Origin of the sequence: Arhodomonas sp. SL1 (genome assembly GCF_052060015.1) — a bacterium.
Classification (GTDB): Bacteria; Pseudomonadota; Gammaproteobacteria; order Nitrococcales; family Nitrococcaceae; genus Arhodomonas.
In genome coordinates this window covers 1-17,144 of record NZ_JBPODZ010000023.1, presented here as the reverse complement: position 1 = coordinate 17,144, position 17,144 = coordinate 1, and the positions used below count along the sequence as shown (strand labels likewise).

9 protein-coding genes, 2 pseudogenes and 1 CRISPR repeat array are annotated in these 17,144 nt (G+C 67.2%); of the genes and pseudogenes, 2 read left to right on the top strand and 9 right to left on the bottom strand.

Annotation, left to right across the window (positions count from 1 at the left end; translation table 11 throughout):
* Positions 1-48: 48 nt before the first annotated feature.
* Positions 49-4,107: a CRISPR direct-repeat array (repeat unit 29 nt; unit sequence CGGTTCAGCCCCGCGGGCGCGGGGAACAC).
* A gap of 114 nt (positions 4,108-4,221) precedes the next feature.
* From cas2e to cas3, 8 genes are read right to left on the bottom strand one after another with little or no spacing between them, the layout of a single operon-like run.
* Positions 4,222-4,515, bottom strand: coding sequence for a type I-E CRISPR-associated endoribonuclease Cas2e (gene cas2e / locus ACQ754_RS16350; protein ID WP_440998113.1), 294 nt, complete (start codon positions 4,513-4,515; stop codon positions 4,222-4,224).
* An 8-nt stretch (positions 4,516-4,523) separates the two neighbouring features.
* Complete coding sequence (gene cas1e / locus ACQ754_RS16345) at positions 4,524-5,450, bottom strand: type I-E CRISPR-associated endonuclease Cas1e (protein WP_440998112.1); 927 nt, start codon at positions 5,448-5,450, stop codon at positions 4,524-4,526.
* A gap of 3 nt (positions 5,451-5,453) precedes the next feature.
* On the bottom strand, positions 5,454-6,155 hold the full coding sequence (cas6e, locus tag ACQ754_RS16340; protein ID WP_440998111.1) for a type I-E CRISPR-associated protein Cas6/Cse3/CasE: 702 nt from the start codon (positions 6,153-6,155) through the stop codon (positions 5,454-5,456).
* The gene (gene cas5e / locus ACQ754_RS16335; protein WP_440998110.1) at positions 6,156-6,890 is read right to left on the bottom strand and encodes a type I-E CRISPR-associated protein Cas5/CasD; all 735 of its coding nucleotides are present in this window, start codon (positions 6,888-6,890) and stop codon (positions 6,156-6,158) included. It lies immediately after the preceding gene.
* Positions 6,891-6,900: 10 nt separating this feature from the next.
* A complete protein-coding gene (cas7e, locus tag ACQ754_RS16330; protein ID WP_440998109.1) occupies positions 6,901-7,935 on the bottom strand; it encodes a type I-E CRISPR-associated protein Cas7/Cse4/CasC in 1,035 nt (344 codons plus the stop codon).
* 29 nt (positions 7,936-7,964) lie between these two features.
* Entirely contained in the window at positions 7,965-8,588 is a 624-nt protein-coding gene (gene casB, locus ACQ754_RS16325) for a type I-E CRISPR-associated protein Cse2/CasB (RefSeq protein ID WP_440998108.1), read from the bottom strand.
* Entirely contained in the window at positions 8,585-10,186 is a 1,602-nt protein-coding gene (casA, locus tag ACQ754_RS16320; protein WP_440998107.1) for a type I-E CRISPR-associated protein Cse1/CasA, read from the bottom strand. Before casA ends, casB begins: the two co-directional genes overlap by 4 nt.
* Before the next feature lie 24 nt (positions 10,187-10,210).
* Positions 10,211-12,907 (bottom strand): CRISPR-associated helicase Cas3', encoded by a 2,697-nt coding sequence (cas3, locus tag ACQ754_RS16315; RefSeq protein ID WP_440998106.1) that lies wholly within the window; start codon positions 12,905-12,907, stop codon positions 10,211-10,213.
* Positions 12,908-13,434: 527 nt separating this feature from the next.
* On the opposite strand from cas3, the pseudogene ACQ754_RS16310 reads away from it, so the two are divergent.
* Positions 13,435-13,746 (top strand): annotated as a pseudogene (locus ACQ754_RS16310) (transposase); the annotation flags it as partial.
* A gap of 345 nt (positions 13,747-14,091) precedes the next feature.
* Here ACQ754_RS16310 and ACQ754_RS16305 read toward each other — a convergent pair.
* A complete protein-coding gene (locus ACQ754_RS16305; protein WP_440998105.1) occupies positions 14,092-15,537 on the bottom strand; it encodes a TrkH family potassium uptake protein in 1,446 nt (481 codons plus the stop codon).
* Between the two features lie 213 nt (positions 15,538-15,750).
* Between ACQ754_RS16305 and ACQ754_RS16300 the strand changes: the two are divergent.
* Positions 15,751-16,080 (top strand): annotated as a pseudogene (locus tag ACQ754_RS16300) (AAA family ATPase); the annotation flags it as partial.
* Positions 16,081-17,144: the final 1,064 nt, after the last annotated feature.

The following is a 17,144-nucleotide window of genomic DNA, read 5'->3' as shown; positions in this document are numbered from 1 at the left end:
CGGGCGCGGGGAACACAGCTCGTCCTCGTGGACGTTGATGCGCGCCTGCGGTTCAGCCCCGCGGGCGCGGGGAACACCACGGGCGTCGGAATGCTACCGATGAGCCCGGCGGTTCAGCCCCGCGGGCGCGGGGAACACCCAGCCGCCCTCCCCTGGTATCTGGACGCGGACGGTTCAGCCCCGCGGGCGCGGGGAACACGTGCGCCCGGTCGTCCATCTGCTGGACCCAGGCGGTTCAGCCCCGCGGGCGCGGGGAACACAGCCCGGCACCCTCCAGCGCCTCGACGCCTCGCGGTTCAGCCCCGCGGGCGCGGGGAACACGGTGGATTGCTTGTCAGCCATTAGCGCATTCCCGGTTCAGCCCCGCGGGCACGGGGAACACCGCAGATGGTCCTGCGCACGCTGGCGTGAGGACGGTTCAGCCCCGCGGGCGCGGGGAACACCGGCATTCGCACAACGCAGACGCGCCGTCGCTCGGTTCAGCCCCGCGGGCGCGGGGAACACCTCCGGCACCTCCGGGTAAACCTCCCGACGGCCGGTTCAGCCCCGCGGGCGCGGGGAACACCTCCTTCCTCGCCCGCATCACTGCGATCCCGTCGGTTCAGCCCCGCGGGCGCGGGGAACACGCATCGGCGCGGACCCGGCGCAACCGGTGATTCGGTTCAGCCCCGCGGGCGCGGGGAACACCCTTCAAAAAGTCCCAATTCCGGCTCGTCGGCCGGTTCAGCCCCGCGGGCGCGGGGAACACATACCCGGCGACCGCTACCAGAAGCGCGGGGTCGGTTCAGCCCCGCGGGCGCGGGGAACACGCATCCACGCGGGCGGCTGTCTCTCGCGGCGACGGTTCAGCCCCGCGGGCGCGGGGAACACCCGACCTCATTGACTGCCAGACAGGCCTCCAGCGGTTCAGCCCCGCGGGCGCGGGGAACACCTCACCCGCATCGCCTGCGACGTCGCCCGCTACGGTTCAGCCCCGCGGGCGCGGGGAACACCAGTTGGTCGACAGCGGTCAACGCCGGATGACCGGTTCAGCCCCGCGGGCGCGGGGAACACCGCTACCAGGAACAGGTCGAGCTCATCGCCCGCGGTTCAGCCCCGCGGGCGCGGGGAACACATCGCGCTGAGCGGCGGCAAGGACAGCGTAGCCGGTTCAGCCCCGCGGGCGCGGGGAACACTCAGACACCTGCCCCTGCGAAATCTCAGGTTGCGGTTCAGCCCCGCGGGCGCGGGGAACACGCGCATCACGGGCTTAACGCCAAGCCAATGACCGGTTCAGCCCCGCGGGCGCGGGGAACACTCCTCAAGCGAATGGATCACGCGGGCGAGGCTCGGTTCAGCCCCGCGGGCGCGGGGAACACCCGTCGGCGCGGATGATGAAATAGGGCTCACCCGGTTCAGCCCCGCGGGCGCGGGGAACACTCCAGCATCGACAGACCCCAGGACAGCAGCATCGGTTCAGCCCCGCGGGCGCGGGGAACACGCGCCGCCAAACGCGCCGCCCTCGCTGAGTGCCGGTTCAGCCCCGCGGGCGCGGGGAACACTGACACCGGGTCGTACTGGACGTCTGTGCCGGCGGTTCAGCCCCGCGGGCGCGGGGAACACGGTCGCGTGCTCGCTCGCGCACTCAAGTCGCACTGGTTCAGCCCCGCGGGCGCGGGGAACACTGTGCGTGAATACCTGGCAGCCCGGCCCGGTGCGGTTCAGCCCCGCGGGCGCGGGGAACACCTGACCTCTGCGGAGCGCCTGGACGAAGGATACGGTTCAGCCCCGCGGGCGCGGGGAACACGCAATCGCGACACGCGCACTCCTGGTGTCGATCGGTTCAGCCCCGCGGGCGCGGGGAACACAACGGCATCGCCGTTATTTGTAGGGTAGGACACGGTTCAGCCCCGCGGGCGCGGGGAACACGCCGGCACCAGCATGCTCGCGGGCGGCTGCTACGGTTCAGCCCCGCGGGCGCGGGGAACACCCTGGGCGTCGAGCTGAGCGAACGAGGAGCGACGGTTCAGCCCCGCGGGCGCGGGGAACACCTTCGCCCCGGCGCCACTCTCGGCCCCCGGATCGGTTCAGCCCCGCGGGCGCGGGGAACACCTGCGGAGTGGCAAAACGCACTCGCCTCCCTGCGGTTCAGCCCCGCGGGCGCGGGGAACACATATGCTCACCTTCACCTGTCCCTCGCGCTTCCGGTTCAGCCCCGCGGGCGCGGGGAACACGTCGGTAAAGAGATTCATCCATCATTCGCCCTCCGGTTCAGCCCCGCGGGCGCGGGGAACACGCGATCAACGGTCAGATCAGTAAGGCGATGGACGGTTCAGCCCCGCGGGCGCGGGGAACACGCTCCAGGCGACGTTCCCGCCCTGGGCGCTGTCGGTTCAGCCCCGCGGGCGCGGGGAACACCCGACACGGCACTCGCGCAGGAAATCCGCCACCGGTTCAGCCCCGCGGGCGCGGGGAACACCGGAACAGCGACGATGCCAGCTCCGCCCACGCCGGTTCAGCCCCGCGGGCGCGGGGAACACCTGTAGGCGTGCGATCAGCGTCTCGGCCTCGGCGGTTCAGCCCCGCGGGCGCGGGGAACACTCCTGCGGCGTCTTGTCCATGAGGTCGTCGAGCGGTTCAGCCCCGCGGGCGCGGGGAACACCGGTTCATCTGGAACGGGACGACATGCCCCGACGGTTCAGCCCCGCGGGCGCGGGGAACACTAATGCGCCGCGACCAGTACGGAGACGTGCCGCGGTTCAGCCCCGCGGGCGCGGGGAACACCGTGGTTTTGTTGAATGGCGAGGGGCTCATCCCGGTTCAGCCCCGCGGGCGCGGGGAACACGTAGATTTCCTCTGTCACCGACAGGCCCGATACGGTTCAGCCCCGCGGGCGCGGGGAACACGGCCACAGAAGCAGGACTCCGATGAGGCCTCGCGGTTCAGCCCCGCGGGCGCGGGGAACACCGGCGCAAGGCGGCCGATGCGCTGCGCGAACACGGTTCAGCCCCGCGGGCGCGGGGAACACACCGTCTCGGTCGGCAGCTCTGGCGAGACCACCGGTTCAGCCCCGCGGGCGCGGGGAACACAACCCTGCACCCTCCAGCGCCTCGACGCCTCGCGGTTCAGCCCCGCGGGCGCGGGGAACACGTTTCGTCCCGGGACGGTGCCGCGGACGCGGACGGTTCAGCCCCGCGGGCGCGGGGAACACGGCGTCTCTATGACCGATTCGGGAGCTGGCGCCGGTTCAGCCCCGCGGGCGCGGGGAACACTCACCGTTGATAGCGTGGATGCTGATGTTGCTCGGTTCAGCCCCGCGGGCGCGGGGAACACCTCGTATTCCCATCGGCTCAGCCGATGACGGACGGTTCAGCCCCGCGGGCGCGGGGAACACGAACTGGCGGATGCCCCACGTGCTCGCCCAGGCGGTTCAGCCCCGCGGGCGCGGGGAACACGCGATCCACGTAAACAAGCACGTCACCTGTGGCGGTTCAGCCCCGCGGGCGCGGGGAACACCGGCCGCGACACAGCAACGCTATCAGATGGAGCGGTTCAGCCCCGCGGGCGCGGGGAACACGCGCGGAGCCAGGTGCACTGCTCCGCGGCGCGCGGTTCAGCCCCGCGGGCGCGGGGAACACGTACTGGCCCGGCGCCGATCACCCGGTCGCGTACGGTTCAGCCCCGCGGGCGCGGGGAACACAAAGACCATCAAGCTATATCGCGGTGTTGTGACGGTTCAGCCCCGCGGGCGCGGGGAACACCCTCTAATGTTCAAACCACACTTGACAAGATACGGTTCAGCCCCGCGGGCGCGGGGAACACTCAGTCTGATCCGTGATGTACTGATATGCCCCCTGGTTCAGCCCCGCGGGCGCGGGGAACACCTACCGACTGAAGGCGGGGAAGTGGCGCTGTGCGGTTCAGCCCCGCGGGCGCGGGGAACACCACGTCATGTTTTATTGTAATCATTTTGGGCACGGTTCAGCCCCGCGGGCGCGGGGAACACTCTATGGCAGACTTTAACTTCTCGACCTCATCCGGTTCAGCCCCGCGGGCGCGGGGAACACAGTAGCGTAGCGGCTGTTCCCGCGGATATTTCCGGTTCAGCCCCGCGGGCGCGGGGAACACACTTCCCGTATCCTACTGTTTCAACGGGTATTTTCGGAACGAGGATTTTCCACCAAAGTCCAGCCGACCCTCGGTGCTCTCCGAGTTGTTAAAGAACGCCTTAAAATCATGGGTTTATGCACCCTCTTCCGGCTCGGGCACGAACCGCACCAAACGCAGGCCCTCGTAATCCACCGGCACGCGACGGTTCGGGCCGCAGGTCTGGAACTCGAATCCCGACTCGTGGCGGCTCGCCCAGGCCATGACGACGTTGCCGTCCCCGACGAGGGCGTTGGCCTGCTCCCAGATCATCTCGCGCACGCGGCGCGAGACATCGCCCACATAGACACCGGCTCGCACCTCCAACAGCCATATCGCCAGCCGCCCCCGAAGACGTGGCGGTACATTCTCTGTAACAACCGTCAACATTGTCATGACTACTGGCTCCTGTGGCCTGCATCCCCTATGGCCTCAGGCTCGGGGATCGCAGGTGGCTGCGCTTCTGGCGCTGGAGGCGGCGGTTCCACGCCGCCAGCCGCGAGGACATCCTCAATCAGCGGGATAATGCGTTGCAGTAGTTTCGTTTCACGGAATACATCACGACAAGCAATGCGGACTTCGCGATCGGGATGCGAAGGGTTCTTGGCCGCGATGCGGAAGGCCACCGGTACGACAGTCTCGAACTTGACGATATCCGCGACATCGTAGACGAAGCTCTGGGGCTTGCCGGTGTGCAGGAAGCCGATCGCCGGGGCGTAACCGGCGGCCAGAATGGCGGCCTCACACACCCCGTACAGGCAGGAGGTGGCCGCCGACAGGCATTTGTTCACGGGATCCGCCCGGTCCCAGTCCGACGGGTCGTAGCGCCGGCCTTTCCAAGCGATGCCGTGCTGACGGGCCAGCATCGCGTACATCTTGCGCACCCGTGCGCCCTCGATGCCGCGGAGCTGATCCACCGAGCGCCGCGACGGCGGCTCCTCCTGGAAGCGAAGGGCGTACATCCGGCGGACGACTCGCAGCCGCAGGTTCTCCTCCAGGGCCAGCCGTGCCTGGTAGAGCAACTTGTCGGAACGCGCGCCGCCGGGCTGCCCCGCCGAGTACAACCGAACGCCGGCCTCCCCGACCCAGATCAACAGCGTGCCGACAGTGGCGGCCAGCTTCACCGCGGCGTGGGAGATCCGTGCACCCGGCTCCAGCAATATGCACACCACCGATCCCACGGGGATGTGCATGCGCTCGCCGTTGACCTCGTCCACCACCACGAAGGCGCCGTCGCGGACGTCGAGCTGACCGCGCCCGACGAAGACCATGGACATCCGCTCCTTGAGCGGAATGGGCTTGAGGGGTACGAACTCCTCCACCATGGCTCAAACCGGGCGGATCATCCACATGCCGCAACCGAACGCGCGGCTGCGGCCGATGCCTTGCGCGAGCGTCTCCCGGAAACGCTGTGGGTCCGCGACCTCTACGGTGCCTTGGTAATCGACACTGCTGAAGCGGATCTCGCGCCCCCGACGCCGGTAGCTATGCTGGCGATAGCCGCTGACCTGCGGCGCCGCCAGCAGGCGATAGCCGGCCCCCGCGGCACGCTCCTCATCCGCGAGCCAAACGCGGGCGGCGTCGTCCATGCGCGCCTGGACGGCGAGCCGGTCAGTCACCCCCTCATCCCGTGCCTGCCGCTTGGCATCCATGAGCACGTCGTGGCGCCTTGAACGCCGACGGCCCTCCTCACGCCGGGCGACGACGGGATTGGCCCGCAGCCGGAACGCCAAGCGCTGCCCAGTGTGCAGCCGTGGTTCGAAGGGCTTGCTCTCGCAGTCGAGCAGGCCCGGCACGGGCGTCGGCTCGGTGTCCGAGAGCACGTAGAACAAGGGCAGCCCACGCGGCTCAGCCACAGTGTATGACTCACGCTCCAGCTCCTGGCGAAAGAGGAACGGCCGTTCCGTGTGGTCATCCGGAAACAGTCGCCACAGGAGCTGGTGATTGCCGTAAGCGTCGCCCTGCATGAGCATCCCCAGGGCCTCCGGCCCCAGGCCCTCCGGGGCGACCCTGACTCTGGAGAGATGCATTCAGGAACCCTCCCTGGTCGCGTGCCAGTGCTCGCGGCGCGAGGTGAACTGCCAGCGCTGTCGATTCAGCGGCTGGTCGTGGGGATGGCGGGTCTCCTGCGGGGCGATATCGCCGCCGTCCCCCTCCCAGGCATAGGCGATCTCGTGGCCGATGCGCAGCAGGCGCTGCTCGGCCTCGGTCCCCAGCGCGGTGAACGCGTCGAAGACGCCGGACAACGCCTCGCGGACACCGCCGGCCGTGACCACGCGGGGCGCGAGCGGCGCCGCCGGCGGGCAGGACTTGCGCCCCAGGTAGAGCGGAAAGCGCGGACGGCGCAACGCCTCGGCCATCGCCTCCAGCGACCAGGGGCAATCCGGCTCCCGGCGAACCGCGACCTGCCAGTAGCCGTCGCAGCGATACTCGCGGGTCGAGAGGATAGTGTGCAGCCGGTCGCGGCGGGCGTTCAGCTCGTCCCGGCGGGTCAGGCGCCACGCCTTGCGGTCCTGCCCGGGAACCTGCGCGGTGTGGTAGTCCTGGATCATCACGCCCGGGCTGAGTTGTTTCACCGCGATGATGACCCCATCCCGCAGCGCCGCGAGGCGCTCCTCCTCGTCGCGCCGTAGGCCGAGCGCGGCGGAGAGGAGGCCGACGACGGCGGAACGGCCGGGGTGGGCGGCGCTCCGCCGGACCTCTCCCGTAGCGGGCTCACCCCAGCTTGCCAGCGAGCCGTATAGCTGGAAGACAAGGTATTCCATGGTGCGCCCCCTATCTCTGCGCAACGAAGCGCTGGAGGGCATCGAGGCTGCCTTCGCCGTTCAGGGCGTTGAGACGGCAGCGATCGTCCGCACAGTCGCCGTAGACCGCATCGAAGTTCGCCACCTGCCGCTCCAGCGCCTCGACGGCATCGTCACCCTCGCCCTTAACCGGTTTGAGGAACGCCACGGACAGCGACCGGGGCTGCTGAGAACCCCGCTCCGCAAGCACGTAGGACGCATAGGCGCGGGAACCGAAGCTGTTCTGCTTGCCACGGGGGGCGACCTTCACCGCCGCCTCGGTGAGCGCCTTCATCGCGCGGTCGGCGAGCTCTTCGTCACCGCCCAGGTTGGTGACGAGCTGGTCACGGTCGATGCACAAATAGCTGTAGAACAGGCCAGCGGCAAAACCCGTCTCCCCGATATGCGCTGCCCCCAGGTCCTCGTCGCCTTTGTTGAGATCGTCGACGGCGGTGAAGTAGTCGTCCTCCACCGCTACCCGGTGCACGGTGATGGCATGGGCCACCTGACACGCGGCCTCCACGTTGAATCCCGGGTCGTCCGCGAGCATGCGCCCGAACAGGGCGATATCGGCCGCCGCGGGCGCGTGGCGCAGGAGCTTGAGCTCGTCCTCGGTCGGGGCCCGGTTCTCCGCAACCAAGGTATCCGCGAGGCCAAAAACCGCGTCGTGCTCCTCGGGGCTGATGTGCGCGAGCTGCTCGATGTAGTTGCTGCCCTTCTGCTGGAGCTTGCCGAAGACCTCGGCGATGGCCCGGGCCCACTCACGCGCTGATTTCTCCTTGACGCCGCCATCGATCAGGCGCTGCTCCACCTCCGCGCCGAGCCGTTTGGTGCGCTTCCCGATGTGGCCAGCGAGCGCCTGCTCGAACACCTCGGAGGTGCGCCAGTGCCGCTTGAGACTCTGGGAGGACACGCGGAGACGGTCGACGCCGCCCATGCGTGCGGTCTTCGGGCGCCCCAGATCGTCGCGGTTGAGGTTGGCCGGCGGATAGGAGGTCAACAGGTGAAGCTGAATGAAGGTGGTCATTATCGGGTCACTCCTTGATCTCGGTTCGTTCAAGCGGTGTCGCCAGCGCGCTGGAACGCGTCCAGCTGCGTGAAGTAGTCGTTGGCCCAGCGCACGGCCAGCCGCCGGTCCGGGCGGGGTGCGAAGTCACCACCCTTCTCCCGGTGCCAGTGGAGCAGGTCGTCGGCGAGTGAAACGACGTGCACGGCATCGCCTATGAGATGCACGATCCGGCGGGCACGGCGCGTCAGCTCGTGGAGATCATTGCTCTGCATGAGCTGCTGGAAGCGCAGCTCGCTGACCAGCGGCTTGCCGCTGCCGCGCTCGCTCTCCGCACCCATCGCGGCGGCGAAACTGCACTCAGGCGTGTGCCTCTTCACCTCGGCGAGAACCGCTGCAACACACCCCCAGGCTGGCATGTCCCACGGCCTGCGGCGCCCGGACGGCAGGGCGAACCACAGCCGCCGGAACCCTTCGGTGAGCAGGGCGTCGTCAGGGCTTTCCGCTCGTCGCAGCACCGCGCGCACCGCCGAAGGATATGCGGCTCGAGCGCCTTCTCCCATCCACGCGGGCTCATCGATTAGACGCGCCCACCAGTGCAGCACGCTGTCGGCCACGCCGGATTCTCCCTCCCGGTCGCGCAGGGCGTAGGGGTGATATTCGAGTTGGCTCATGCGATCTCCTCCTGTGCGGCCGCCTCCCTGAGGTGTTTCATTTCCCGGCCGTTGACCAGCCAGCCGTTCAGCCGGTTGCGCGCGGCAATGACCCGCTTGAGGTCCTGGGCCTCCGTATCGCCGGCGAGCGCGAGATCATCGAACACGCCGAGCGCGGCGGTATGGACGGCCCGCTGCCAGCGTCGGGCGACCGCGGCCGGAATCACGACACCCTCTGCCGCCAGGGCGTCCCCGAGCAAGCCAAGGCAGGCATAGAACTCCGCGCTGGTCGCCTCCCGGAACCGTTGCTCGATGAAGGAGAAGTCGCCCTTCGCCTCCGCCGGCCGCGCGAACCACGCCGCCTTCACGGCATTGCGCGTACGCCAGGCGGCAGTGTCCGCCGCATCCCCTAGCTGGCGCACCCACTCCAGAAGACGGTCGCGATACGCGTCGTCCACCGGGATCAGCGGCATCTCCGTGCTGTACCAGCCCCGGGGTTTGTTCTGCTTCATGTCGTATCCGAAGACCCAGAGACGGGCCTGCCGGCTCGGGTTACCCAAACGTCGAAGGATCCGATGCTTGCTTCGCTGGTAGTCCATGATGACCTTGGCCGGCAAGTTACCCGCCTGCTCCGCATCCTCCAGCGTTAGGGACTCCCAGTGACGGTATCCGAGCCCGCCCTGCTGGCCCTTCTGGGAGATCGGGGGGTCGCTCTTTCGCGGATCGTGGCGGTACGGGGTCAGAGGATGAATCCAGCTCCCGCCGTAGTTGTAGCCGTAGTTCGTGATACGGAGGTGGCGAATCCCCTCCCTGGTCTCGCCGCCACAGACCCGGCATTCCTCGTCCTCCCCGCCCCGCTCTAGGCGAACGCGGTTAGGCATGGCCCAGTAGACGTGCAGCGGGTGTACGTCTTCCGGCGTGGTCACGGGTGTCGGCGACTTCGGCTCGCTCGTTCGGGTCGGCGCCAGCCACGGGAAGACCCGCCAGTCGTCCGGCCCGGGTTCATCGCAGTCAAGCGTGTCCCGCGAGAGGACGTTGAGCAGCAGCTTGCGCCAGAGGGAGGCGCCGTCCTCCGGGGGCAGGACGAGCGTGGTCAACGGTCCGCCGCCCCGCACGCCCACCCGATAGCCGGTGCCGCCGGCGGGGCCATTGATCTGGAGCGTGAACAGCGCGAACGCGGCACAGGCTGGGCAGAGCACCTCACCGATACCGCGCTTGACGAAGTGATCTGTGTTCTGCTTGAGCCCCTGTTCCCCGGGGGCGTCGATGAGAAGGGACGCCACGGTGGCGGTCTTCGCCTTGTCCGGCAGTTGAAGGTCCTGCATGAACCGCGCGCCGTCGCCCAGGAGCGCGAACGCGCCGCGGTACGGCTCGAACCGTTGGCGAAGCGCCTCCTGTGAGGGCGCCTCCCGCCAGAGCTCGCCCCATTCCCGAAGATTGGCCGGGGCGCACGCGGTCTGCAGGAGCCCGATGAGGAACTGCCAGGCGGCACCGCGGAAATCAGCGCGCGCCGGGACGACATCGACCACGTCGGGGTCGGCCACCGCTTCCGGCGACGCGTGAAGAACGCCGCCGTCCCGCTTCCTGAACGGCAACCATGGGTCTTCGATGAGATTCATGTATCTCCCTCCCTAAGCACCCTTTCAGGGCAGCACCACCCCCGTTTCCGGGTCGTAGCCAGCCACCTCCGCCGACGCCAGCGGCAACCAAAAACGCGCAAACCGCAGTCCGGGATACGCCTCCCGCAGCGCATCGGCCTGATCGGCCAACCGCTCCGGCAGGTCAGGGAGGCGGTGTGCCTGCCCTTCACGTAGGCTCACCATGCTCATCGCCCACGGATGGCGTTCGCCGTCGTGCCACGGCTTCAACACGCCGTCGACCTCTTGGAGCAGCAGCACCTGGACGGTGCGCTCCTCGGACAGGCGGGTCCCGATTTCCTGGTCGTCGTCCCAGCCGGCGCCGTCGCCGGTGATCCGGTAGCCGCTTTCCAAGCGCAGCGCGTTGAAACGCGCCCCGGAGGCGGCGGTGCGCTGGCCGGCATAGTGCTCGTAGTGGCCATGCAGCAAGCCTTCTGGCACCGGCACGTCCTCGCCGTACACCGCCTCCAGGAGCGGCCGCGCCCGCTCGGGTAGTTCAATGGCGCCCTCCTGGCGCAACACACGCGCCGTGTGCCAGAGCTGGGCGGGATCGGGATAGACGTAGCTCGTGCCGCGGAGGGTGGAACGGACCCAGTCGGCGGGGGGATCGTCGGTCCACTCCGGCGCCAGCACGTGGAGCACCGGCACCGGCCGTTCGTCGGGCTCCCCCAACGGCTTCCGATTGCCCGCTACGTCACGGGCGTGCCGGTGCAGCCGGCCGGCGCGCTGCACGATCAGGTCGATCGGGGCGAGGTCGGTGACCAGCACATCGAAATCCAGGTCGAGGCTCTGCTCCACCACCTGGGTCGCCACGAGGATGCGGCCACGACGAAGCTCACCCGTCGCCCCCTCACCGAAGCGATCCAACGCATCGCTCTCGATGCGCTGGCGATCCCCCATAGTGAACCGGGCATGGAAAAGCAGGGCGCAGTCAGCTGCCTCCAAGCGCTCTCGGAGCTGCTGGTAGGCCGCCACCGCATCGTCCACCGTGTTGCGGATCCAGCAGGCGCACTGTCCCGCCTGCGCGGCGGCGACAACAATATCCATCGCGCTCTCGGGGTCGTACACGAACTCGACCGGCAACCGTCGCGCGCACCCCGACCTAGTCGCGACCGGCTCCTCTACGGGCTCCCCGTCCCCCATGTGGCTCGCCAGCGGGAACGCCTCGGCGATGGGCTCGGCGCTGGTCGTACCCTCCCGCCCCCGGCGCCACGCCTGGAGCAGCTCACGGCGCAGCACGGCCGGCATGGTCGCGGACAGGAGTATGGCGCATCCGCCCTGGCGGGCGTGCCCCTCCAGCAGCCTGGCTAGTAAGGTTCTCGTATAGGTGTCGTACGCATGGACCTCGTCGACGACCAAGACCTTGCGGGCGAGTCCGAGCAGGCGCAGCGACTGGTGCCGTCGCGGCAACACCCCGAGCAGCGCCTGGTCGATGGTCCCCACGCCGACCTCGGCGAGCAGCGCCTTCTTGCGCGTATCCGCGAACCAGCTCCGGCAGGCCGCGCCGGCGCTGTCCTCGCCGGCCCCATAGGGTCGATCCACATTGGGCTCGGGGACGATGGACGCCTGGAACGTGTCGTTGAGCTGGCGGGCGCCGTGGGAGAGGACGAGCGAGGGCTGGTCCTCCGTTCGGAAAAACCTGCGGTAGTGCTGCCCCATCCGGCGGTACATGGCATTGGACGTCGCCATGGTCGGCAGGCCGAAATAGACGCCGTCCGCCAGGCCTGCCTCGAGCATGCGATGGGTGAGTGTCAGGGCGGCCTCAGTCTTGCCCGAGCCGGTGGTATCCTCGAGAAGGAAGAGCTGGGGCTCGTCCTTCAAATCGACACTGGAGGCCCAGTCCTGCAGCGGCGAGGGCGAAAAGCCGAATTGCGTCTCAAAGCCGGGAAACCCAGCAGCGCGCGCCTGATCGACCAGCCCACTCGAGGTGAGTACCTCGCGCGCCCGGGGCAAGGCATGTTTCTGCCAATAGTCTTCCAACGGCTGGGGCTCGGTGACGTAGCGGAAGTAGTGGGCGTTGGAGCCCAACCAGTCGGCCAGCGTCGCCAGCCCCGCGACCTGCCAGGTCGCCGGCGGCAGGACCCGGGTTCGCCAACGCTCATCGGCGAGCCGTTCCAGCGGCCAAGAGGGCGGCAGGAGCTCCGCCACGTCCTCGGCGAAGGCTCGCAGGGCCGCGCGGTCCTCCTTCGTGAAACGGGCCTCCATCCGTGCACGGCCGCCATCGACGGGTTTGCCGTGATGTCCGAAGAAGCAGCCCATCCAAAGGCCCAGCGCCTCTTCGACCTCAAGATCGAGCCATTCGGGCGTCTCCGCAGCTGGCCGTCCTGGAAGGCGCACCACCAGATCCTCGAACCAGGCGAGTGCGCCCAGGGCATCGTGGCGCTCGACATAGCTCATGCCCGGGATCGGCGGCACGAGGCCACTCTCGGCCGGTTGGGTCAGGCCCTGGAACGTTCGGGAGAACTTGCCGATGTCGTGAAGCGCGAGGGAATACGTGAAAAGGGCACGGAAGGATGGGACGTCGAGCTCAAGCGTTGTCGCAATGCGGCCGGCGAGGGACGGACACAGCTCGAGGAATACCCATCCCACAGCGGCGACATCGAGGCAGTGATAGGCAAGCAGATGGCACGGCACGGACTGGTGGTCTCGCCCCGCCTTCGCTTTGCCCCAGTAAGGCCAGTAAACCTCCCCTCCCTCTACCAAGCCAACCTCCCTGTCGCTCGTTCGTGGCGCGTTATCGTTCTTCGAAACAGGTTGTTCACGCCTCGGCCGAGAACATCTGTTTCTCGGAGGTCTTCAGCTGCCACCATCCATACCAAGGCAGAATGCGAAGGTACTTCAATACGGCAATCTTACCAATCGTCATTCTTGCACCACACATCGCACAATCACAAGAAAGCACGGACATTGGAACACATCTCGCATGACCGAACCGGTGGTGCTATCGACCGGGGCTGTTCCGTTAGATGACCCTCTTGGTCCGCGAGGAACGGCGAAGAACGCCCTCCGTGACACGTATCGGCCAACGTAGTGCTGCACGGGGGCATTCCAGCCACTCTGCCAATGCCATCGGCATGACGATCATGCGTGCTCCTTGAAGACCACCCGCTCTTCGATCCCGCGGATTGACTCACGCGCCCCGCGCACCACTTCCTCCGTGGCCGTCTCTGCCAGTTCGCTCGGCCTCCCGCTCGGCACGCAACACGGCCAGCATCCTGCGTGTGGTCGCAATCTCCGCCGACCGCGGCTACGCGAGTGACCAGCGCGAGCGGGCCTTGCGCGAGATGGGCTATCGCCCGGAGATCCAGCGCAAGGCGAAGCCCGGCAAGCCCCTCGGTGAGCGCCAGCGCCGCCGCAACCAGCGGATCGCGAAGACCCGCGCCCGCGTCGAGCATGTCTTCGCGGCGATCCCGCATGCCGCCGGGGCCGACATCCGCTGTATCGGCCAAGCGCGGGCGACGTTCCAGCTCACCGTCGCCGCGGCCGCCTACAATCTGCGCCGATTGGCCTATCTGCGGGAGGCGGGCATTGAGCCCTTCTGACGCCCTACCGGGGGCTAGGTGTGTCCGTAATCCGGCACACCGGCGCAAAAACGGCCCGAACGCGCCGCCAGGCCGGCCCTCGGATCGCTCCTGGAAGGCCCATTCCGGCCTGCACTGCCGTATCAGCTGGAGCTACGCTCCGTGAAAGCGGTTTTTAGAGGTTCCCATTTGTGGGTATGCCAAGTTCCTTGGCCCCGGATAGGCAGACCATTATCCGGTTACCCTCCTCGATCATCCGGTATTCGCGCACAGCCCTGTCGGCCAGGTAGGTCAGGCGTCTCTCCAGGCTCTTGCGATTCATCAGACCATCCCGCTCGGTCCCAGGCGCCGCAGTCTAACACCGCATCAGTGCCGCCAGAACGCCGGAGTAAACAGCACCAGCAGCGTAAACACCTCCAGTCTCCCCAGCAGCATGGCGAATACCCCGAGCCACTTGACCACATCGGGCACGTCCCGGAACGTCGAAGCCACCACCCCCAGCCCGGGACCCACCAGATTGATCGTGGCCATAACCGCCCCGAAGGCACTCTCCAGATCCAGGCCCGCCGCCATCATCAGACCGGTCAGGACCAGCGACGAGAGGACGTAGAGGGTGTAGAAGCCCCACACGGAATTGATCACGTCCTCGTCCACCGGTTTGCCGCCGAGCTTGATCGGCCGCGCCGCCCGAGGGTGGATGAGACGGAACGTCTCCCGAGTGCCCTGGCGGTAGAGCAGGACAATGCGCACCACCTTCATCCCTCCCGCAGTGGAGCCAGCGCAGCCTCCGATAAACCCGATGGCCGCAATCAGCAACGGGATATAGACCGGCCACTCCGCGAACCCTGTGGTGGCATAGCCCGTGGTGGTGATCACCGAAATCACATGGAACACGGCCTGCCGAATCGCCTTCCATTCACTTCCCAGCGCACCAGTGAGCACCAAGGTGGCGGCGATGACCAGCGCCGCGGCCGCAATGATGCCGAGATAGGCGCGCGTTTCGGTATCATGGAGATATCGGCCCGGATCGCGATGGCGCCAAACGAAGAAATGCAGGGCGAAGTTGATACCGCCCAACAGCATGAACACATTGGCCACCATTTCCACCGCCAGGCTGTCGTAATGCCCCAAGCTGGCGTCATGGGTAGAGTAACCCCCGGTGGCGATGGTAGTGAAGGCGTGGGCAATGGCGTCGAAGCCGTTCATGCCGGCCAGCCAGTAGGCCAGGGCGCAGGCCACCGTCAGTAGCAGGTACACATACCACAGGGTCCGCGCGGTCTGACGGATGCGCGGGCTGATCTTCTCCTCCTTCATCGGTCCCGGCGTTTCGGCGCGGTACAGCGCCATGCCCCCGACGCCGAGCATGGGGATGATCGCCACCGCGAGGACGATGACCCCCAGGCCACCGAGCCACTGGAGCTGCTGGCGGTAGTAAAGCAGCGACAGGGGCAGGCGATCGAGTCCGACGATGACCGTGGCACCGGTAGTGGTGAATCCCGATACAGATTCGAAGACCGCATCGGTGAGGCCCAAATGGGGGCCGAGCATGAAGGGCAGCGCCCCGAAGATCCCGAGTACGCTCCAGAACAACGCAACGACCAAAAAACCGTCCCGAGTGCGCATCTCCCCCAGATCCCCACGCATGGGTAGCCAAAGTAGGGCACCGCAGCTCAGTCCGACGAGGAAGGTGATCAGGAAGATCCCCACCTGGCCGTCGTCGATCGCCAGCGACAGGAGGGCGGGGGGCAAAGCGCTGGCGCTGAACAGCATCAGCAGCAGGCCGAGCAGCTGTTGTACGGCGTTCCACTTCAACGGCGTGCTCCCGGGTCCGGCTAGGCGATGCATGCTCCCACTTTCGAGTGGGCGGCACCAGTGCTCATGCCTCCCGCCCACCGGAACACCGCAGTCTAGTGACCGCCCCCCGGTCACTAGACGGGTCCGGTCTCGCGGCCTGCCGGACTTATGACCAAGCCCATCCCGCTATGGTATAAACCCGGCTGCAACTCCCTGGCGGCCGGAGCGCGCATGCATCAACAGGTGGGCCACATCCTGGATCAGGCCAACCGCATCATCCTTGGCAAGGAGCACCCCCTCCGGCTGTCCCTGGCCTGTCTGCTCGCAGGTGGCCATCTGCTCATCGAGGACCTGCCAGGCGGCGGCAAGACCACGCTGGCCCAAGTCCTCTCGCGGCTGCTCGGCCTGGAGATGCAGCGGCTCCAGTTCACCAGTGACCTGCTGCTCGCCGACGAGGTCAACCGGGCCACCCCCAAGACCCAGAGCGCGCTCCTCGAGGCCATGGAAGAGCACCAAGTCACCGTGGAGGGGGCGACCCACCCGCTGCCGGAGCCGTTCTTCGATCGTTTCGAGGCTTAGCCAGCGCAAGTAGCGATACGTAGTGCGCAACCTTCGGTTTACTTTGGCGGGGGTCACAGAGCGCTCTGTCGGCAATTTCTGGACTTTGGTCCTGGACTTTCGACAGGCAGTCGCGAGATCAGCTGAATGGGCATTAGCCCATCGGGTGAAGTCAGCGATTTCTTTTCTGGTGAGTGCTAGCAGGCCCTGCTTTGTTCGGATCTCGGGTCGTGTCCAGGTCGTGCTTCTGCGACTTCGGAGTCTGCACCACTCTTCGAAGAAGGCTAGGTCTCTGAGGATGGCGAGCTGAGTGTTCAGGCTTCGGTGAGCGAATTCACGATAGAGATAGGCGGTTTGGCATTCCTTCAGCAGGTCGGTCTCACAGTCAACCAGCAAGGGGCGTCTCACCGCCCTGCGGTCACCACCAGTGCCAACCTCGTCTCGGAGCACGACGGTTGTCGAGGTCAGCCCAGTGTGTGGATTACGCCGCGTAGCCATCGTCCAACTATGGCGCATCTCGGCCGGTAAACCAACTCGCGGTTGGACGCAACCACAATCAAAGCAACCCCAACGGATGGGTTATAGGCGCTGGCCTGCGGGTGGTGCTTTACACATTTGTGGGTATGCCAATTTCGAGATGTCCTTACCAAGCGACCAACGAGTCCTCGAACACCGACTCGCTCGCACACCGATGCGGTGCCAGACTGGGTGCGATGAATCGTTAAAATGATTCAAACCCGGAATCTGAATCAATATTCCGAGTCACTGGAGGGGACATGCCGTTCAGAATGCTCGGTAACGCCTTACGTACGGCACGTACAACACAGGGACTATCACAACGGGCTCTGGCCGCCCCGCGCCGGCCTCGGCCAGAACCTCGTCCTCCGGGTTGAGAGGGGCCAAGACGTGCGACTGTCCACGCTCGAGCGAATCGCCCATACGGCCGGCCTGGAGATCCGACTCGTGCCGCGGGATTGCCACGTGCCACCTGAGTTCGACAGTTAGGCCTATAAGTAGTTGATTGGGCGATTGCCGGGAAGCCGAATTTGCACTACAACGCCGCTTCA